Source organism: Kribbella soli (genome assembly GCF_004331345.1).
GTDB lineage: Bacteria > Actinomycetota > Actinomycetes > Propionibacteriales > Kribbellaceae > Kribbella > Kribbella soli.
In genome coordinates, this window is sequence record NZ_SJJZ01000003.1 from 903,815 (window position 1) to 921,815 (window position 18,001).

General features: G+C 68.3%; 19 protein-coding genes. 4 read left to right on the forward strand and 15 right to left on the reverse strand.

Annotation, left to right across the window (positions count from 1 at the left end; translation table 11 throughout):
* The first annotated feature begins 120 nt into the window (after positions 1-120).
* The gene (locus E0H45_RS27135; protein WP_131342470.1) at positions 121-1,008 is read left to right on the forward strand and encodes a peptidoglycan recognition protein family protein; all 888 of its coding nucleotides are present in this window, start codon (positions 121-123) and stop codon (positions 1,006-1,008) included.
* Positions 1,009-1,021: 13 nt separating this feature from the next.
* Here the strand turns inward: E0H45_RS27135 and E0H45_RS27140 are convergent, their stop codons facing one another.
* Positions 1,022-1,927 (reverse strand): hypothetical protein, encoded by a 906-nt coding sequence (locus E0H45_RS27140; protein WP_131342472.1) that lies wholly within the window; start codon positions 1,925-1,927, stop codon positions 1,022-1,024.
* A gap of 58 nt (positions 1,928-1,985) precedes the next feature.
* On the opposite strand from E0H45_RS27140, the gene E0H45_RS27145 reads away from it, so the two are divergent.
* The gene (locus E0H45_RS27145; RefSeq protein WP_131342474.1) at positions 1,986-2,291 is read left to right on the forward strand and encodes a nucleoside triphosphate pyrophosphohydrolase family protein; all 306 of its coding nucleotides are present in this window, start codon (positions 1,986-1,988) and stop codon (positions 2,289-2,291) included.
* On the opposite strand, the gene E0H45_RS27150 is transcribed toward E0H45_RS27145, so the two are convergent.
* Genes E0H45_RS27150 through E0H45_RS27170 form a run of 5 tightly spaced genes read right to left on the reverse strand, consistent with a single transcriptional unit; the run spans position 2,279 to position 6,093 of the window.
* Complete coding sequence (locus E0H45_RS27150; RefSeq protein WP_131342476.1) at positions 2,279-2,851, reverse strand: HAAS signaling domain-containing protein; 573 nt, start codon at positions 2,849-2,851, stop codon at positions 2,279-2,281. The genes E0H45_RS27145 and E0H45_RS27150 overlap by 13 nt on opposite strands.
* Positions 2,848-3,189, reverse strand: coding sequence for a PadR family transcriptional regulator (locus tag E0H45_RS27155; RefSeq protein WP_131342478.1), 342 nt, complete (start codon positions 3,187-3,189; stop codon positions 2,848-2,850). The genes E0H45_RS27150 and E0H45_RS27155 overlap by 4 nt, the downstream gene beginning before the upstream one ends.
* 51 nt (positions 3,190-3,240) lie before the next feature.
* Entirely contained in the window at positions 3,241-4,806 is a 1,566-nt protein-coding gene (locus tag E0H45_RS27160) for a DUF6297 family protein (RefSeq protein ID WP_131342480.1), read from the reverse strand.
* Complete coding sequence (locus tag E0H45_RS27165) at positions 4,803-5,456, reverse strand: ABC transporter ATP-binding protein (protein ID WP_420323350.1); 654 nt, start codon at positions 5,454-5,456, stop codon at positions 4,803-4,805. The genes E0H45_RS27160 and E0H45_RS27165 overlap by 4 nt, the downstream gene beginning before the upstream one ends.
* A 1-nt stretch (position 5,457) precedes the next feature.
* Positions 5,458-6,093 carry an O-methyltransferase gene (locus E0H45_RS27170; protein ID WP_131342484.1) on the reverse strand — a complete coding sequence of 212 codons (636 nt, stop codon included), beginning with the start codon at positions 6,091-6,093 and terminating at the stop codon, positions 5,458-5,460.
* Positions 6,094-6,188: 95 nt separating this feature from the next.
* On the opposite strand from E0H45_RS27170, the gene E0H45_RS27175 reads away from it, so the two are divergent.
* Positions 6,189-7,172 (forward strand): carbohydrate kinase family protein, encoded by a 984-nt coding sequence (locus tag E0H45_RS27175; protein WP_131342486.1) that lies wholly within the window; start codon positions 6,189-6,191, stop codon positions 7,170-7,172.
* Between the two features lie 8 nt (positions 7,173-7,180).
* Here E0H45_RS27175 and E0H45_RS27180 read toward each other — a convergent pair whose 3' ends face one another.
* The 9 genes from E0H45_RS27180 to E0H45_RS27220 all read right to left on the reverse strand — a co-directional run bounded on the left by E0H45_RS27180 (position 7,181) and on the right by E0H45_RS27220 (position 17,236).
* The gene (locus E0H45_RS27180; protein WP_131342488.1) at positions 7,181-7,666 is read right to left on the reverse strand and encodes a hypothetical protein; all 486 of its coding nucleotides are present in this window, start codon (positions 7,664-7,666) and stop codon (positions 7,181-7,183) included.
* 441 nt (positions 7,667-8,107) lie between these two features.
* On the reverse strand, positions 8,108-8,794 hold the full coding sequence (locus E0H45_RS27185) for a GntR family transcriptional regulator (RefSeq protein ID WP_131342490.1): 687 nt from the start codon (positions 8,792-8,794) through the stop codon (positions 8,108-8,110).
* 42 nt (positions 8,795-8,836) lie between these two features.
* A complete protein-coding gene (locus tag E0H45_RS27190) occupies positions 8,837-10,114 on the reverse strand; it encodes an alpha/beta fold hydrolase (protein WP_131342492.1) in 1,278 nt (425 codons plus the stop codon).
* Entirely contained in the window at positions 10,111-10,935 is an 825-nt protein-coding gene (locus E0H45_RS27195) for an ATP-binding cassette domain-containing protein (RefSeq protein WP_131342493.1), read from the reverse strand. The genes E0H45_RS27190 and E0H45_RS27195 overlap by 4 nt, the downstream gene beginning before the upstream one ends.
* Positions 10,932-11,735: an ABC transporter ATP-binding protein gene (locus E0H45_RS27200; RefSeq protein WP_131342495.1), complete on the reverse strand. Its 804-nt coding sequence runs from the start codon at positions 11,733-11,735 to the stop codon at positions 10,932-10,934. The genes E0H45_RS27195 and E0H45_RS27200 overlap by 4 nt, the downstream gene beginning before the upstream one ends.
* A complete protein-coding gene (locus E0H45_RS27205; protein ID WP_131342497.1) occupies positions 11,732-12,715 on the reverse strand; it encodes an ABC transporter permease in 984 nt (327 codons plus the stop codon). The genes E0H45_RS27200 and E0H45_RS27205 overlap by 4 nt, the downstream gene beginning before the upstream one ends.
* Positions 12,712-13,659, reverse strand: coding sequence for an ABC transporter permease (locus tag E0H45_RS27210; protein ID WP_131342499.1), 948 nt, complete (start codon positions 13,657-13,659; stop codon positions 12,712-12,714). Before E0H45_RS27210 ends, E0H45_RS27205 begins: the two co-directional genes overlap by 4 nt.
* Complete coding sequence (locus E0H45_RS27215) at positions 13,656-15,350, reverse strand: ABC transporter substrate-binding protein (RefSeq protein WP_238155312.1); 1,695 nt, start codon at positions 15,348-15,350, stop codon at positions 13,656-13,658. The genes E0H45_RS27210 and E0H45_RS27215 overlap by 4 nt, the downstream gene beginning before the upstream one ends.
* Positions 15,350-17,236 (reverse strand): glycoside hydrolase family 127 protein, encoded by a 1,887-nt coding sequence (locus E0H45_RS27220; protein ID WP_131342501.1) that lies wholly within the window; start codon positions 17,234-17,236, stop codon positions 15,350-15,352. The genes E0H45_RS27215 and E0H45_RS27220 overlap by 1 nt, the downstream gene beginning before the upstream one ends.
* A 118-nt stretch (positions 17,237-17,354) precedes the next feature.
* On the opposite strand from E0H45_RS27220, the gene E0H45_RS27225 reads away from it, so the two are divergent.
* Positions 17,355-17,990, forward strand: a complete 636-nt coding sequence (locus tag E0H45_RS27225) for a hypothetical protein (RefSeq protein ID WP_131342503.1) — start codon at positions 17,355-17,357, stop codon at positions 17,988-17,990.
* Positions 17,991-18,001 lie beyond the last annotated feature (11 nt).

Genomic DNA, 18,001 nt, shown 5'->3' on the forward strand with positions numbered 1-18,001 from the left:
CGAACCCCGGGGCTGATTGGATGGGTTTCATCGCTTGACGGACGCATGCCGAGTGTGATCGGTTGATTACCGAGCGCCAACGGTGGGTATGTGGCGCTGTGAGGCATGTGAGGAGCACAGATGGTCGAATATCTGCCCCGGTCCGCGTGGAACGCGCGCCCGCCGAACGGTGGACCGGGCAACCTGACCGTGTCGCGGGTCGAAGGCGCGGTCATCCACTGGCCAGGGACCGGATCGACGAGTGTCATCCACTCCAAGGCGGCCGTCGCGTCCGCGTTGCGTGGCTGGCAGGACTACCACATGGACACCCGCGGCTGGTCGGACATCGCCTACCAGGTCGCGGTCGACCAGGCCGGCCGGGCCTGGACGCTGCGCGGTCTGCGGACCCAGTCAGGCGCCAACGGCGACACCGACGTGAACGAACGGTACGGCGCGGTTCTGCTGATCCTGGTCACCGGGGAGCAGCCGTCGGCCGCGATGAAGGCGACCACCCGCGGGGTGATCGCCGACTTCCGCAGAATCTATCCCCGCGGTACGGCGATCCGGCCGCATTCCGCCGTACGCCCGGAGCCGACCGACTGCCCCGGAGACCCCGCCCGCGCCGCGATCGCTCGCGGCGAATTCACCCCAGGCCACTCGGAGGACGACGACATGACCCCGGCCCAGATGCAGGAACTGAAGAACTTCATCGAGGCCCGGACGCAGGCCTACGCGCTGTGGACACACCGGCAGCTGCGTAAGGACCTGTCCGCGGTGGTGAAGGCGTACGCGCTCGACATCAAGAACTACGAGCGCCAGACCGACGCCGCCGACGCCGCCCGCGCCGCCGCCGCGGTCTGGGCGACCGCCCCGAGGAGCCTGCAGGTCGACGGCACCCCTGCCGTGGACGAGCCGGCCGCGCCGGACCCGAACGCCGATCCGGACCTCAGCCTCCCGGACCTCGACCCGTTCCCGGACACGCCCGCCGAGGAGGCACCGGCCTCCAACGGCGACCAGCCGACTGCCTGATCCTGACGCTCCGTCAACGCCCTGCGGCCTTCAGAACCCGCAGGGCGTTGAGCGTGATCATCTCGTTCGGTCCGCTGCGCCCCCAGTCGACGACTTCCGGCGTACGGTTGCCGCCGATCGGACCCCACAACGGCGTGCCCGCGTTCCACCGTCCGTCCGGGCGGCGCCGGCGCTCCAACTCGTCCAGTGCGTCGGTGGCTCGCTCGTCCTTCCCCAGCCCGAGCCGTGACAACACGAGCAGGGCCTGCAGGATGTCGTAGTGCCAGTACGGCGGATAGCTCGGGCGCAACCACCGCGTGTTGATGACCTCACCGGTCGACAGGCTGCGGAACAGCCGGTGTTCCAGGAACAACTCCCCGGCCCGAAGCGCGGCATCCCGGGCCGCTGCCTCGCCCGTGACTCGGTAGTACTCGTGGAGTCCCCAAGCAGCGGCAAGCGACTCATGGAACGACGACCGCCGGCCGGACGCACTCCGGTCGCAGTTCCAGCCGCCGTCCGGCCACTGCCACTCGATCAAACCTTCCGCCAACTGCTGCAGCCGCGGATCGGCAGCCATGCCGAACCGGCTGCAGGCGCCGAGTGTATTGCCCTCGACGGACGCGCACCTGCGCACCAGCCTGTCGATGACAGTCACGCCGTGCTTCAACGAGCGCATGACCTCGGCCAGGTCGTACTCGGCCGCCGCCACCGCCCGCGGCTCCTGCGCCGGAACGTCCAGCTCCGCCAGGGAAACTATCCGCCAGTGGGCGCCGGTCCACTTCTTGTACGCCCGCTTGTCCGCGCAGGCGTCGGTCAGCAATCGACTCACGATCGCCCCGCTCAGCACGTCCTCCGCGTGCTCCTCCCCCAGCAGGTCCCGTCGGGCCATCCCCCGAACCGCCGGCTCCCCTGACTCCAGTAGCCACGCCACCGCATCCATCCACCCATTCTGGACCGATGGTTCGGCGATTGTCGGTGGGAGCTGGTTGGCTGTGCCGGTGGATCTCGAAGAGCTGACAGCGCGGTTGGAGAAGATCTCGGTCGGGTACGGCGAGCAACTGGGCTTCGACCGCGACCCGGACTGGTTCCTGCTGAAGCTCCAGGAGGAAGTCGGCGAGCTGACGCAGGCCTATCTCCAGCTCACCGGCCGCGCGCGAGCCAAGGGTGCGACGCCGGACGACATCCGCGCGACGTTCCACCAGGAGTTCGCCGACGTACTCTGCCAACTCCTCCTCTTCGCCCACCAGCACCAGGTCGACCTCCCGGCAGAGGTCGACCGAAAGTGGCTTCGCTACGAGGCCTGATCGGCCGGCTGCACCTTGGCGGGCGCCTTTGCCGCCAGCACCATGCCGACCAGCACGGCAACCGTGATCAGGATGTCAACTGTCATGCTCAGCGCCAACGGCGGCTGGACGGTGACCTCCATCCCGAGCAGAACGGCGTACGCGAGCGGCCAGCTGAGCGTGCCGAGGAGCTTCCACGCGACGGTCCAGCGGTTCGACGACCACAGCATCCCGATGCCGATCACGTAGGCGATCATCGGCACCCAGGTGCCCGGCAGGTACGGACCGAAGAACACCAGCGCGAGGGCGACCATGTCGCTCGGGCGCAGCTTCGGTGGGACCTCCACCAGGACCAGACCCTCGGTGGCCGCAGCAACGATCTCTTGCGGGTCGCCGAGGCGCTGCAGGATCTGCCGGATCTCGCTCTCCGAGGAGGCACCGGCCGCGCGCTCCTCGGCGATGTGCGCCTTCATGTCGTCGATCAGCTCGGTCCGGCGCGCTGCCGGCAACGCCTCGGCTGCCTTCGCCAGCTCGTTCAGGTACGCGTCGACCAGGCGATCGCTGTCCAGTTCCATGTTCATCCCCGTCTCCCACTCTGCAAGATCTTGTCGACCGAGGTGCAGAACCGTTGCCAGTCCGCGGTGAACGCAGCCAGCGCCTGGCTGCCCTCGGCCGTCGATGTGTAGTACCGCCGCGGTGGCCCGGACTCTGACTCGCGCCAGCTCGTCTCCACCAGGCCTTCCCGTCGTAGCCGGGCCAGCAGTGGGTAAATCGTCCCCTCGGTGGTCACCAGACCGTCGACCTCGCCCAGCGCCTTCACCAACTCGAAACCGTAACGAGGCTCTCCCTGCAACAGCGCCAGGACGCAGAACTCCAGCGTCCCGCGCCGCAGCTGGGTGAAGACCTTCTCCGCTACCATGCGATACAAGGTACCTGCTCGCGCCAAGAACCTGCAACCACCTCTGACCGGTCAGGCGGTTTTGGGGCGGACCGAGAACATCAGCATCAGCACGACGGACGGGATCACCACGACCCAGAGGCTGCTGAGGTTGAACAGCACCGGCGCCAGACACACGACCAGGAGGTCGAAGCCGCGGGCCGGCTGGGAGAACAGGCCGGGCGGGATCGCGCCCATCGGGGACGTGACCAGCGGTCCGGCGTACGACGGCGGCCGGGCGGACGCCTGCCGGACGGTACCGGAGATGACCGCGGCGACCACGGCGAAACTGGAAGCCGCACTGCCGATCGCGGGATAGGCGCAGGCCGCCCAGACGATCGTGAACAGGCCGGGGACGACCGCCATCACGATCCGCAACTCGCGGAGATCCCAGCCGAGTGCGCGCACGAGTCCGGTGGAGCGGCAGGCGGTGCGGAGTCCGTCGAGCATCGGCCGTACGGCGATGAAGCCGGCGATCGCGGCCGCTATCGGTACGAGGACGTGGAAGCCGGCGCCGTGGACCGCGTACGGGACAACCAGCAGCCCGAACGCGACCGCGATCCGGCGCGGCCAGCGCAGGATCCGATGGAACTCGCGGTGCACGATCGCGGCCCCGTCCGCACCCCGACCGCGCCGGGAACGCACCCGCCCCTTCAACCGCCAGTGCCGCCCCGCGATCACGTCCCCAAGCATGCTGACATCAAGACTGCTAGCCGCCCCCGCGAGCCCGGCCAGCAACTCACCCCCAGCAATCACGCTGACCCGCCCGAGCCGATCAAGCGTCCGCGAGGCAAGCATCGCCAACCCAACACACACCACGACCGCCACGACGCACAACAGCAGCAGGTACAGCTGACCTGAAGTCACCCCGCCTGCCTCGCGAACCGCGCCGATGTGCAGCGTCGGATGGCCGTAGGTGTCGATCACTTGGTTGGTGAAGCGGTCCTCGCCTGGGCGGAACGCCAGGAGCACCGTCGGGATCACGGCGGCGGCCAGCAGCACGTCCGAGACCCGCAGTGCCCATCGCGAGCGCCTCCCACTCTGCTGTGCCCATACCGTTGCGACTGCGGCGCAGACGAGCACGGCGCCGATCAGTACGGCGGCCTCGATGACGTCGAACCACGGCTCGCCGAGCAGGGCCCAGATGACTGCGCCGGCCACGACCCCGATGACCGCGACCGAGGCCATCACCAACCGGTACGCCGGCCTCAGCAAGGACGATCGGTTCACCGGGGTCGCCAGCAGCCAGAACCCAGTCGCCCGCGACGCCGACACCGGGCCTACCGCGAGCAGCACCCGGATCGTGGTTGCCAGCAGCAACGGTATGACGATCCACGGCAACCACGAGGTCAGCTGTCCGCACGTCCACGAGGTGCAGGTCGCGGCGTTCGAGTTCAGATGCCGTACGACGTTCCCGCCGGTCGCCCCGACCATCGCCAGGGTGAACAGGACCAGGTACACGTCCTCGAAGACCTCCCAGAACGACCGATCCGCGTGCTGCCGCCGCGTGGTCCGCATCCACGACCGCAGCGCCCGCGACGACGGGATCGTCCCGAAGTCCGAAGGATCGAACCGCACCGGCCCGTCGGCAGCGCTCATGGGAGCGGAGTGAGGGTGACGACGGAGTCCGCGACCGTCTCGACCAGCGCCGGGTCGTGGCTGGCGAAGAGGATCGCCGTACCGGACCTCTTCTCCTCGACGAGCCGGTCGGACAGCCACTGCACGCCGCCGGTGTCGAGACGGGCCTCGGGCTCGTCGAGGACCATCAGCTTGCGCGGGCGGACCAGCGCCGTGGCCAGCGCGAGCCTGCGGCGCTGGCCGGACGACAGCGAGCCCGGCAACTGGTCAGCGGCCGGCAGCAGACCGATGTCGTGCAGCGTCGTGTCCACCAGGTCTTCCGGCGACGAGTTGCCGTGCGCGCGGGCGAGAAGGTCGAGATGCTCGGCCGCGGTCAGGTCCGGGAAGAAGTCCAGGTCGTCGAGCAGGGTGGCGACGTCCCGGCGGACCGCCTCGGCGCGCTCGTCGATCGGCAGACCGTCGAGCAGGATCTTCCCGGCCGCCGGTTCGGCCGCGCCGACGATGCACTTCAGCACGGTCGTCTTGCCCGCGCCGTTCGGCCCGACCAGGGCGATCGCCTGGCCGGCCCGCAACGTGAACGTGAGGCCCTCGATCACCGGACGGTCGCCGTACTTGTGCTGCAGATCCGTCACCGCCAGCCGGGGCGCCGCCTTCTTGCTCATTTGTTGCAGCTCACTTCTTCCGGACCAGCGTCAGCCCGTCGCCGATACCGAGCATGATCACGTCGACGCGCTCGTCCTGGGCGACGTGGGCGTTGAACTCCTTGCGGTCCGCCGGACCGTCCGCGTCCACCACCCGGCCGCCGGCCAGCGTGTTGTCGAACAGCAGCAGCCCGTTCGGCCGGATCAGCGGCAGGAGGGCCTCGAAGTACTGGATGTACCAGCCCTTGTCGGCGTCGACGAAGGCCAGGTCGAACTCGCCGTCGAGCTTGGTCACCGACTCGTGCGCGTCGCCGATCCGCAGGTCGATCTTGTCCGCGACCCCGGCCCGCTCCCAGTACTTGCGGCCGATCGAGGTCCAGTCCGCGTCGACGTCCAGACAGATCAGTTCGCCGTCGTCGGGCAGCCCACGGGAGATCGCCAGCGCGGAGAAGCCGGTGAAGGTGCCGATCTCGACCGCCCGGCGGGCACCGATCAGGCGGGTCAGCGTGGTCAGCAGACCGGCCTGGTCCGCGGTGGTCAGCATCACCGCGGGGTTACCGAGCTTCTCGGTCTCGGCGCGCAGCTCGGTCGCGATCTCGTCCAGCGGCATGCCGTGGGCGAGCATGTAATCGTGCAGTTCCTCGGTCACCGGTACCTGATGGCCCATGAAATTCGCCCCTCCGTGTATTAGATCGGTCGCCTGTAGTCTCTATGGGTTGTTCGTTGGCCTGACACCCACCCCACCTCGAGGGAGCACCCCGTATGCGCATCGCCGTCGCCGGCTCGATCGCGACCGACATCCTGATGACGTTCCCGGGCCGGTTCAAGGACCAGTTCCTCGAGGAGCAGATGCACAAGGTCTCCCTCTCGTTCCTGGTCGACGAGCTGGTCGTCCACCGCGGCGGCGTCGCCGCGAACATCTGCTATGGGATGGCCCAGCTCGGGTTCCCGACGCTGCTCGTCGGCTCAGTAGGCGCCGACTTCGCCGAGTACGGCGCTGCGCTGACGGAGGCCGGCGTCGACATCTCACACGTCCGCATCTGCGGGAACGTACACACCGCCCGGTTCACCTGTACGACGGACCTCGACGCGAACCAGATCGCCTCGTTCTACACCGGCGCGATGGCCGAGGCGCGCGAGCTCGACCTGGGCGCGATCCATCAGGCCGCGGGCGGTGTCGACCTGGTGCTGATCGGCGCCGACGACCCGGAGGCGATGCTCAAGCACACCGAGCTGGCCAAGCAGCACGGGATCGCGGTCGCGGCCGACCCGTCGCAGCAGATGGCGAGGATGGACGGTGCGGACATCCGCACGCTCGTCGACGGTGCGGCGTACCTGTTCAGCAACGAGTACGAGGCCGGGCTGATGGTGCAGAAGACCGGCTGGAGCCACGCCGAGATCCTCGAGCGGGTCGGCGTACGCGTCACCACCCACGGCGGCGACGGCGTCGTGATCGAGGACACCAGCGGGATCCTCGCGAAGGTCCCCGCGGTGCCCGCACCGAACCTGGTCGACCCGACCGGCGGCGGCGACGCCTTCCGGGCCGGCTACCTGACCGGCCGCGCCGCCGGCCTCGACCACGAAGCGGCCGCCCACCTCGGCTGCACGCTGGCGACCACGGTGCTGGAGACGGTCGGCACGCAGGAGTACAGCCTGGACCACCCCAGCTTCCTCGACCGGCTCACCAGCACGTACGGCGCCGACGCTGCCGCCACCGCGAAGCAGGCGCTGGGTGTGATCGCCTAGGACCCGTCCTAGGTAGACGTGACCCGGTCGATCGTGAACGTGGCCTGTTTGCTGTTCGCGATGCCGACCCGGATCCGGTAGCCGCCGATCGCCGCGGACTTCTTCGGTCCGAGCGTGACGTGCTTGTTGCCGACGTAGAAGGTGATGGCGGTCTTGTGCCGCTCGTACCCGACCATCTGCCCGCCGTTGCAGGTGAAGCCCTGGTCGGAGATGAAGATGTTGCTGCCCGAGAAGTCGAACCGGCCGTCCTTGAACGACCCGGTGCAGTCCGCCTCCGGCGCAGTCGGCTTAGGCACCGGCTTCGGCGTCGGTCGCGGCGTCGGCTGAGCGGTCTGTGTCGGGGTCGGCGTGACGACGGGCGTCGGCGTACTGCTATCCGACGTACTACTAGCCGGCGCCGACCCAGCGTCCGACCAAGTCCCTGACCCACCGCCGCTGCAACCAGCCAGCACCAACGCCGCACCCGCTACGCCCAACCATCGCAACCGACCCATACCGCCAGCGTCCCAACGCCCCAGGTGTCAGCGAGCAGAGTGGCCGCAACCTGTCACAGCCGGATGGAGGAGGGTTGTCCTCTTGGGCGGGATTATCGGTCGACAGTGTGCACGCTCGACAGGTAGAGCACCAGCGAGACACCGTACGCACGACCACAATCACGCTCAGGTGCACTACCCAGGCAACCGACACCTCCTGTTCCCAATGCACACCCCGCCCTTTCACCGCACCACCCGAAACACCTCCACCACCCATCCGTCACAAGCGCCGGATATCCCCTCGTGTTGGGGGTTCTCCCGTCGCATACCAACGGAGAACCCCCAACGCGGAGGGATAACCCGTCTTCTGCTCGAGATCGGGCCGGCCCTGGTGTGTCCTGCTGGTCGACGAGTTCGGCTGAACCCCGAGTTCGAGGAGTTCGTCGCCGACTCACTCCTGCGTCAGTTGCTCTGAGAGCGGGCCCACAGGCCTCGGACGTGGCCGATGTGCCGGCGCATCAGCTGCTCGGCGCCCTCGCCGTCGCCGGCCTCCATGAGGTCCAGCAGCTCGTGGTGTTCGGTGGCAGACGGGACCAGGCGGCCGCTCTCGACGAGTGGAGTCAGGCCGAGTAAGCGCGTCTGGGAGCGCAGGTCCGACACGACGTCGACGAGTTTCTGATTGCCGGAGTACGCGAGCAGCGTCACGTGGAAGACCCGGTCCGCCTCGATGTACGCGATCAGGTCGCCGGCCTGAGCCGCCACCACGATGTCCTCGGCCAGCCGCCGCAGCCGCGGGTAGTCCTGCGCCGGGATCACGGGTACGACGTCCCGGATCGTCGGCGGCTCGATCAGCTGACGCAGCGCCGCCAGGTTGTCGAGGTCCTCATCGGACACGTCGGTGACCCGGAAGCCCTTGTTCCGCAGCGAGATCACCAGGCCCTCGCGGACCAGGTCCAGCATCGCCTCGCGGACCGGTGTCGCGGAGACCCCGAACCGCGCACCGAGCGTCGGCGCCGAATACACCTCCCCCGGCTTCAGCTCGCCGGAGATCACCGCCGCCCGCAGTGCGTTGGCGACGCTGTCGCGCAGGTTCTCGCGTTGCGCCAGCCGCCGTACGCTCGGCAGCGGCTCGATCGAATCGGCAGCCATGGTTCACCTCCTGGGTCGCCGCCTATTGTGAAGCACCGGTCATCAGTGATTCGGGATGCCACCCCCGACGGATGCGACCAGCTCGGTGAGCCGCTCGAAGACCCGCTGCGTGCCCAACCCGTCGTGCTCGTACTCGTTCGTCACCCACGCCTGCACGTTGCCGACCCGGTGCGCGGTGTCCAGCTGCAGCCCGGAGTCGACGTACATGTCGTCGAAGTACACCGCGGCCGCCACCGGTACGTCGTTCGCGGCCAGCTGCTCGAGGTCGTACAGCTCCGGCCACCGCGGCCGCTGCGCCAGCACCTCGACCGCGCCCTGGAACGGCCGCAGCCCGCGGATCTCGGAGAACATCCAGGGGTACATCATCTCGCCGGTGAACAGCAGTGGCCGCGCGTCCTCGGCGAACTCGGGATGCCGCGCCCGCTCCGCCTCGGCCGCCCACCCGGTCGCCCCGTCACCGGATCCGTAGATGCTCTCCTGCAGCGCGGCGAACAGCGGTTCCGCGAGGTACGACGACGATCCCAGCACCTGCCCGAGGAAGCCGTCGGACAGCTCGTCGCCGTTGAAGGCCTCGTCGATCAGCCAGTGGATGCGCTCGTACCCGGGCTTCATCCCGAAGTCGATCCCGAGCGACTGCAACCGCCGCACCGTCAACCGATCCCCGTCCGGCAGCCGTACGTCGGACTCCGCCAGCCGGTCCGCGATCCGGCCGATCCGCTCCACGTTGTGCGGGTACCGCCGGTAGAACTCCCGGTTCTTCGCCGCCACCCGCGGATAGGTCCGCCGGTACACCTCGGCCGCCGACGGGTCGATCGACGCGAGCCCACCGGTCACGTAGCACGCGGTCAAGGCGTCAGGCGCCTTGGACAAGTAGGTGAGCGTGAGGAAACCGCCGTAGCTCTGGCCGAGTGTCGACCAGCGGCGGCCACCGAAGACCTTGTTCCGCAGCTGCTCGGCGTCCGAGATGATCGAGTCCGCCCGGAAGCACGCCAGGTAGTCGGCGCCTTCCTCGGCCGACATCGACGCCATCCGCCGCCCGCTGACCGGGGTACTCCGGCCCGTGCCGCGCTGGTCCATCAGCACGACCCGGTAGTTCTTCAACGCGTGCTCGATCCACCCCGACACACCGGTCGGCCGCGGCCCCTTCCCACCGGGACCGCCCTGCAGGAACAGCAGGCACGGCAGGTCCTCGTCCTTCCGCGTCGGATCGATCAGCTCCCGCGCGAACACGGTGATCGACTCGCCCGGATCCGACCAGTCCAGCGGCACCGAAACCTCGTGCTCACGAACGTGCATCCCCGGAATCGTGTAGCTCGTCATGAAGCCTCTTTCCCCCTGCGTCTGGCGTCCCATTCCGGGTTGATCCGCGGTACGGCGGCCAGCAGCGTCTTCGTGTACTCGTCCTGAGGATCCCCGAACACCTGGTCCCGTGTCCCCACCTCGACGATTCTGCCTCGGTTCATCACCGCGACCCGCTGCGAGATCTGCCGTACGACGGCCAGGTCGTGCGCGATGAAGACGTAGCTGAACCCGCTCTCCCGCTGCAGCCGCATCAGCAGCTCCAGCACCTGCGCCTGGATCGACACGTCCAGCGCCGACACCGCCTCGTCGCAGATCACCAGCTTCGGGTTCACCGCGAGCGCCCGGGCGATCCCGATCCGCTGCGCCTGCCCGCCGGAGAACTGCGCCGGGTAGCGCCGGCAGTGGTCCGGGTTCAGACCGACCCGCTCCATCAGCTCCTGCGTGAACGCGCGCCGCCCGCCCTTCGGCGTGATCCCCTGGTACGTCAGCGGCGCTGTGACGATCCGCTCGACCGTGTACCGCGGGTTCAGCGACGAGAACGGGTCCTGGAACACCACCTGCACGTTGTTCCGGAACGTCGCCAGCTCCCTGCCCCTGGCCTTCGTCACGTCCTGCCCGTCGAACACGACCGTACCGGCCGTCGGCTCGAGCAACCGCGCCGCGATCCGCGCGGTCGTGGACTTGCCGCTGCCGGACTCCCCCACGATCGCGAGCGTCTCACCGAGCTCGACCTCGAAGCTCACGTCATCGACGGCGGTGAACGTCGACCTGCGAGCCATCGTCCCTTCGCCCCGGGTGACGAACTCCTTCGTCACGCCCCGCACCTGCAACAGCGTCATGAGAGCACCTCGTCATCGATCCGCGGTACGGCGTCCAGCAGCATCCGCGTGTACTCGTGCCGCGGAGCCGAGAACACCTGCTCCGCGGTCCCGTACTCGACCGGATCACCCGACTGCATCACCAGCACCCGCTGGGCGATCGAGCTGATCACCGCGAGATCGTGGGTGATGAACATCATCCCGGTCCCGGTCGTCGACTGCAGTTCGCCGAGCAGCTCCAGGATCTGCGCCTGCACGGTCACGTCGAGCGCGGTCGTCGGCTCGTCCGCGATCAGCAACGACGGCGAACAGCACAACGCCATCGCGATCATCACGCGCTGCCGCATGCCGCCGGAGAACTGGTGCGGGTAATGGTCGACCCGCCGCGCCGCATCCGGGATGTGCACCCGCTCCAGCGCCTCGATCGCGACCTTCCGGGCCGCACTCCGCGATCCACCGCGGTGTGTTCGGTACATCTCGGAGATCTGCAATCCCACGGTGTAGTAGGGATTCAGCGACGACAGCGGGTCCTGGAACACCATCGAGATCGCGTTGCCACGCACGGATCTGAGGTCGCGGTCCGAGCGCCCGAGCAACTCGGCACCGTCCAGCCGGACGCTGCCCGACGTACGGGCGCCCCGCGGCAGCAGCCCGAGTACGGCGAGGGCGGTCATCGACTTGCCCGACCCGGACTCGCCGACGATCCCGACCGTCTCGTCCCGACCGACCGTGAACGACACGTTCTTCACCACGTCGACCGGTCCGCGACTGGTCGGCAAAGTGACAGTCAGATTGTCGACAACGAACAATTCGTCACTCATGACGACACCACCCGTACCCGTGGATCGAGGGCCGTGTACAGCAGGTCCACCACAACGTTGCCGATGACAACGAAGAAGGCGGCGAGCAGGGTGACCGCCATGATCACCGGCTGGTCGTTCTTGGCGATCGAGTCGGCGGCCATCTTGCCGATCCCGTTCAGCCCGAACACGGTCTCGGTGATCAGCGCGCCGCCGAGCAGGCCGGCGAAGTCCATCCCGAAGATCGTGGTGATCGGCGTCAGCGCGGGCCGCAAGGCGTGGCGGCGCATGATCAACGCGCCGTTGAGTCCCTTGGCCCGCGCGGTCCGGTAGTAGTTCTCGGCCAGCGTGTCGATGACGTTGCTCCGGGTCAGCCGTGCGTACAGACAGGCGTAGCCGACGGCCAGCACGACCCACGGCATCAGGTACGACTCGAACCACAGCAGCGGGTTGTCCGCGAACGGCACCGCCGACGGGAACGGCAGCAACTGCAGCTTCACGACCAGCACGTACTGCAGCAAGAGCGCGAGCACATAGTTCGGCACGCTCACGCCGCCGAGCGCGAGGCCCATCGCGGACCGGTCCCACCACGTGCCCTGCTTGACCGCGCTGACCAGACCGCCGATCACGCCGACGAGCAGCCAGAGTACGGCGGCACCGACCGCGACCGTGATGCTCACCGGCAGTCGCGCGGTGATCATGCTCCACACCGACTCGTTGGTCTGGAAGCTGTACCCGAGACACGGCGCCGAGCAGTGCACCGAGCCGTAGTCACGGCCCACGAAGATCCCGCTCAAGAAGTCCCAGAACTGCGTCAGCAGCGGCTGGTTGAGCCCCAGCACGTCACGGATCGAGTCGATGCGCTCCGGCGTACACGTCTTGCCGCAGATCATCACCGCGGGATCCGGTGAGAGCTTGAAGAAGATCAGGTACGTGAACAGGCAGACAGCCAGCAGGATCAGTACGACGCCCCCGAGCCGGCCTAGGACGTAGCGCATCATGCGGCTTCTCCCTGGTCGATGAGGGTGCGGATCTTGTCGCCTAGGACGGTCAGCGAGAGCACCGTGAGGAACAGGAACAGGCCGGGAATCGCGAAGAACATCGGATCCACCGAGTACCAGCTCACCGAGCTCGAGATCATCTGGCCCCAGGACGCGGTCGGCGGCGAGACGCCGACGCCGAGGAAGGACAGACCCGCCTCGGTACCGATGTAGCCGGGGATCGCGAGCGTCGTCATCACGACGATCGAGCCGCGCAGGTTCGGCAGGATCTCCCGGAACACCACCTGGGAGTCCTTCGCCCCGGACGCCCGCGCCGCCTCGACGAACTCACGGTTCGCCAGCGTCATCGTCTGGCCGCGGATCACCCGCGCCAGGTACGGCCAGCCGAACGCGCTGATCACCACGACCAGCAGCACCGGCCGGTTCCCGGACGGCAGCGACGACAGGATCGCGATCATGAAGATCAGCGCCGGGAACGCCATCAGGAAGTCCATCAGCCGCGAGATCACCTGGTCGATCCAGCCGCGGTAGAACCCGGCGAGCATGCCGAGCACGACGCCGAGGATCCCGGTCAGCAGGGTTGCCGACAGCGAGATCGTGATCGACACGCGCGCGCCGTACACGATCCGCGCGAACAGGTCGCGGCCGTTCTGCGGCTCGACGCCGAACCAGTGCGAGCCGCTGATCCCGCCGAGCGAACCGTGCGGTACGCCGCCGAGGTCGGAGTTGATCGCGGCCGAGTCGAACTGGTACGGCCCCCAGCCGCTGAGTTTGGTGATCAGCGGCGCGGCGACCGCCATCAGGACCACGATCGCCAGGAACACCAGGCAGGCCAGCGCGCCCTTGTCCCGCGTGACCGTGGTCAGGATCCGCCGGCCCGAGGTGGGCGGTGCCGACGACGGCACCGCCTCCTCGACCTCGACGAGGGTAGGGCTGGCTGTCACTTGCCGCTGTCCTTCAATCCGACCGACACCAGGTCGATGCCACCCGAGAACCCGTCGTGCAGGTAGGCGCCACCGATGTTGCTACCGACAAGCATCAGGACCTTCTCGTACAGCAGCGGGACGACCGGCGCCAGCGCCATGATCTGCTTGTCCAGTTCGCCGTACGCCGCATTCGCAGCCTTCACATCGGTCAGCTTGGCGATCTCGTCGATCTTCGCGTTCACGCCCGGGTCGTTCAGCTGTGACAGGTTGCTGTTGCCCTTCGCGGTGATGTTGCGGCCGTCGAACAGCGGCGGCAGGAAGGTCGCGCCGGACGGCCAGTCCGGGCACCAGCCGGTGATCGCCGCGTCGTGCTGCTGCGACGTCGTACCGATCACCTCGTAGTACGTCGCGGTGTCGATGGTGTTGATCTTCACAGTGATCTTCAGCGGCTCGAGCGCCTGCTGGATCGCGACCGCCATCGCCTGCATCTTCGGTTGCGCCCGGGTGTCCAGCGTCATCGTGAAGCCACTGGCGAAACCGGCCTCGGTGAGCAGCTTGCGAGCGCCGTCGACGTCACCCTTGTGGTCCGGGCTCGGGTACGGGTCGTAGTCCACCCGGCCGGCGATGGTCGGCGGCTGGATGCTGGTGGCGATCTCGGCGAGGGTCGACCCGCCGACCGCGTCGCGGACGGTCTGCTTGTTCACGGCGAGGTTGATCGCCTGCCGCACCTTCACGTTGTCCAGCGGCTTCTTCGTGGAGTTCAGCCCCATGTACGTCGTACAGCCGCCGAGACCGCTCATCGTGCGCTGCTTGAGCTGCGCGGTCTGGACCCGGGCCACCGTGGCGGCCTGGATGGTGCCGGCGATCGCGTCGGCGTCGGTACCCTGGCCGGCGATCATCCGCTCGTCGATCGTCGCCGGGTCGAGGCCGAACGTCCACTGGAACGCGTCCGGGTTCGCCTGTCGTACGTCGTCGGTCTTCTTGTCCCACTTGTCGTTGCGGACCACCTTGAGCGACGCGCCCGGCTTGTACTCGGACACCTTGTACGGCCCCGACGCGATCGGCTTGCTGTCCAGCGCGTTCCCCGCGCCCTGCCCCTTCGGCACCGGCGTGAACGTGTTCTGCGCGACCACGCTGCCGAAGTCGGCGTACGGCTTCTTCAGGTGGAACACGATCGTCTTCGCGTCCGGCGTCGCGATCGTCGCCAGGTCACCCGACTTGTAGGGCCCTTGGTACGACGCGGGCGCCTCGATCAGCTGCTTCGCGTACGGCGAGCCGATGCCGATCTCCGGATCCCAGGCCCGCGAGACGCCCCACTTCACGTCGGCACTCGTGATCGGCGCACCGGTCTCGAAGAACAGGCCGTCCTTCAGCGTGAACGTCCAGGTCTTGCCGCCGTCGGACGGTTTGCCCGTGTCGGTGGCGAGGTCCGGCACGATCTTGGTGCCGTCGGCACCCGGTGCGGCGCCCTGGGTGGTGAGTGTGCGGTAGATCAGCCGGTAGAAGTTGTTGACGCCGCCGTCGAAACCGCGGGCCGGGTCGAGGTGCGAGAACGCCGCGTTCGCGAGCACCTGGAGCGTGCCGCCCTGCGCGGCCTTGGCGCCGGGACCGGCGGATTCACCGGTCGCGCCGGACGTGCCGCCGCCGCACGCGGTCAGCGCGAGCGCCGCCGATGCCACGAGCCCCACCAGCATGGAAGTTCTCTTCATCAGTCTTCTCTTTCCGTTCGCAGCCACACACGCATGGCCAGGGCCTGACGGTTTCCCCAGAGGAAGTACGGCACGAACGTCACCGGTACCTCGTCGATGGCGGATTCTGGGGTCTGTTCGGTGAGCACGGGGTAGAGCTCGGAAGGCGCCGCCGGCGCGACACCGGCGGTCAGTTCGAGCACGAGATGGTCGTCCTGCTGCCGCGCGATCGCCTTGGTTACGGCGGTCGGCGTGAGCAGCAGGTCGTCGATCGGCGCCGCGGCATCTTGTTGCTCGACGCAATAGACCAGCGGTCCGCGGGCGACCGCGATCGCGCCTCGGGTCGCATCCAGGTACGGGTGCGAGCCGTGCGCTCTCGGTGCCATCGGCAACGTCAGCCTCAGTACGTCGCCGGCGGCGAACGTCCGCCGCACCACGGCCCATCCGTCCACCGCCGCTATCCGCTCTTCGTTGCCCTCGTCTGCTCCGGGCACGGACAGCTCGGCGCCGGCCGCCCACCGCGGGACACGGAGGGCGATCGCCCGCTCCTCGGCCGGTGCGTCCTCGACGGTCAGCGTGATCTCGCCGTCCCACGGGTAGTTGGTGGTGACGGTGACGGTGAGGTCTTCGGTCGTGAGGCGGGCGTTGGCGTAGATGCCGACGTACAACGTGTTGTCGCGGTGGATCGCGACGTGGTCCTGGAGCTCGGACATCCAGCGGATGATGTTCGGCGGGCAGCACGGGCAGCCGAACCACGCGCGCCGGAGCAGTTCGCCGCCGTCCTCCATCCCGGAGCGCTGCTCGTGGTCCGGCCGGCGCTGCAGCGGGTTGTCGTAGAAGAACGCCGTACCGTCGGCCGAAAGCCCTACGGCATAAGCGTTGTAGAGCACGGTCTCGTACACGTCGAGGTACGACGCCTTGCCGGTGGCGCGGAACATCCGCCAGGCCCACTGCATCGTCGCGATCGCCGCACACGTCTCGGCGTACGCCCGCTCCGACGGCAGCTCGTACCTGTCGCCGATCGCCTCGTCGGAGTGCCTGCTGCCGAGCCCGCCGGTGAGGTACAGCTTGGTCGCGACCATGTCGTCCCACAGCCGCTCCAGCGCTGCCAGCAGCGTCGGATCGCCGGTCTCCAGGTGGACGTCGGCCGCGCCCGCCGCGAGGTACGCCATCCGTACGGCGTGACCGGTGACGGAGGGCAGCTCGCGGAACGGCACGTGGTCCTGGAAGTACTCCCCCGGGAAGATCGTGTGCTTGAGCTTCCCCTGACCACGCCGGTCCACGAACAGACGAGCCTGGGTGAGGTAGTCCTCGTCGCCGGTTTCACGATAAAGCTCGACCAGCGCCATCTCGACCTCGGGATGCCCGTCGACAACCTCCTCGCCGCGTTCGCCGTACTTCCGGACAACGAGATCCGCGAACCGCCGGGCGATTGTCAGCAATCGACCATCAGACAATCGACGCTGCGCCGCGACGGCCGCCTGGATGAGGTGGCCGAGGTTGTAGAGCTCGTGGCCCCAGCCGAGGTCCGACCAGGGCTGCTTGGGCTGGTCCGGGTCCTGGAAGTACGAGTTCAGATAGCCGTCCTCGGCCTGCGCCTGCTCGAGCAGTTCGACGACCTCGTCGAAGAACTCCCGCGCACCGGCCGGCGCGTCGTCGCGGTCGACCTCATAGGCGAGGCCCTCCAGCGTCTTGTAGAGGTCGGTGTCCAGGAACGGGTACCGCCCGCGGTACGGCTCGACCGAGGGGTCGGCCAGCCGCCGGAGGTTCTCCAGGTTCCCGGCCTTGCGCAGCTCCCTGATCGCGTGCGGGATCGTCGCCCGCCGGTTCCGCTGCTGCCAGTCGTGCAGCAACCCTCCGGTCAGCTCCACGCTCAGCCCTAGGTTCGACTCTGTGCCGTGTGACATTGCACAGACCCTAAGTGCAATGTCACACCTTGCCAAGAGCAAACGGAAGACGTTTACACGCCAGAAACGATCCGCCCCGTGACGATTCGGTGGCCCTCTGCAGCGGCATCGTGTTTCCGTGACCGCCCCACGCCTCGATCTCCGCCGTCGGCCCACCAAGCCCGCCGGCAACCTGTTCCGCGTCACCGCCGCCGTGAGCTTCCTGAGCCTCCTCGTGCTCTGGGCGGCCTACGAGTGGTGGCCGTCGCCCGGGTTCGAGTCCTGCCACCGAACAGCGGGCGGCGAGCCCTGTCCCCCGAGCGTCGACTCCATAGGGAGTGCGCTCGATCCGCCGCAGCTCATCCTCGTGACGGCAGTCGTGGAGCTCGTGGCGATCGGCTGCTACCTCGCGCTCGCAGCGGCTCGACGGACGCTCGACCTGCGCACCGGCCTCCGCTGGTCACCGGTCGCGGTCGCGGTCATCGCCCTCGCCGTCGGAGGCTTCGGGTGGTTGATGGACGGTGGTGACCTGAACAGTTTCGGCTCCGTCGCGCCCGGCTTCGTCCTGCTGTTCGCCTTGTGGCTGCTCACCCCACTGGTCCTTTACGGCATCCATCGCGGCGACCGGGGCGCGGTGATCCCGGTCGCGATCGGTCTGGCACCAACAGCAGCCTGCAACGCGGTCGTGGTCCAGGACGACCCAGCCGGCGCGCTACCGGCCGTCATGCTCGTCGTTGCAGTGCTCACCGTTGTCGTTGTGCGCAGGCGGCAGTGATCTAGAGGCAG

Excerpts from the sequence above, each read along its gene's own strand:
- E0H45_RS27215 (WP_238155312.1), bottom strand. The coding sequence starts at position 15,350 with ATGAAGAGAACTTCCATGCTGGTGGGGCTCGTGGCATCGGCGGCGCTC.
- E0H45_RS27155 (WP_131342478.1), bottom strand. The coding sequence starts at position 3,189 with ATGGTAGCGGAGAAGGTCTTCACCCAGCTGCGGCGCGGGACGCTGGAG.
- E0H45_RS27150 (WP_131342476.1), bottom strand. The coding sequence starts at position 2,851 with ATGAACATGGAACTGGACAGCGATCGCCTGGTCGACGCGTACCTGAAC.
- E0H45_RS27180 (WP_131342488.1), bottom strand. The coding sequence starts at position 7,666 with ATGGGTCGGTTGCGATGGTTGGGCGTAGCGGGTGCGGCGTTGGTGCTG.
- E0H45_RS27135 (WP_131342470.1), top strand. The coding sequence starts at position 121 with ATGGTCGAATATCTGCCCCGGTCCGCGTGGAACGCGCGCCCGCCGAAC.
- E0H45_RS27220 (WP_131342501.1), bottom strand. The coding sequence starts at position 17,236 with ATGTCACACGGCACAGAGTCGAACCTAGGGCTGAGCGTGGAGCTGACC.
- E0H45_RS27140 (WP_131342472.1), bottom strand. The coding sequence starts at position 1,927 with ATGGATGCGGTGGCGTGGCTACTGGAGTCAGGGGAGCCGGCGGTTCGG.
- E0H45_RS27170 (WP_131342484.1), bottom strand. The coding sequence starts at position 6,093 with ATGGGCCATCAGGTACCGGTGACCGAGGAACTGCACGATTACATGCTC.
- E0H45_RS27190 (WP_131342492.1), bottom strand. The coding sequence starts at position 10,114 with ATGACGAGCTACACGATTCCGGGGATGCACGTTCGTGAGCACGAGGTT.
- E0H45_RS27200 (WP_131342495.1), bottom strand. The coding sequence starts at position 11,735 with ATGAGTGACGAATTGTTCGTTGTCGACAATCTGACTGTCACTTTGCCG.
- E0H45_RS27205 (WP_131342497.1), bottom strand. The coding sequence starts at position 12,715 with ATGATGCGCTACGTCCTAGGCCGGCTCGGGGGCGTCGTACTGATCCTG.
- E0H45_RS27175 (WP_131342486.1), top strand. The coding sequence starts at position 6,189 with ATGCGCATCGCCGTCGCCGGCTCGATCGCGACCGACATCCTGATGACG.
- E0H45_RS27185 (WP_131342490.1), bottom strand. The coding sequence starts at position 8,794 with ATGGCTGCCGATTCGATCGAGCCGCTGCCGAGCGTACGGCGGCTGGCG.
- E0H45_RS27160 (WP_131342480.1), bottom strand. The coding sequence starts at position 4,806 with ATGAGCGCTGCCGACGGGCCGGTGCGGTTCGATCCTTCGGACTTCGGG.
- E0H45_RS27195 (WP_131342493.1), bottom strand. The coding sequence starts at position 10,935 with ATGACGCTGTTGCAGGTGCGGGGCGTGACGAAGGAGTTCGTCACCCGG.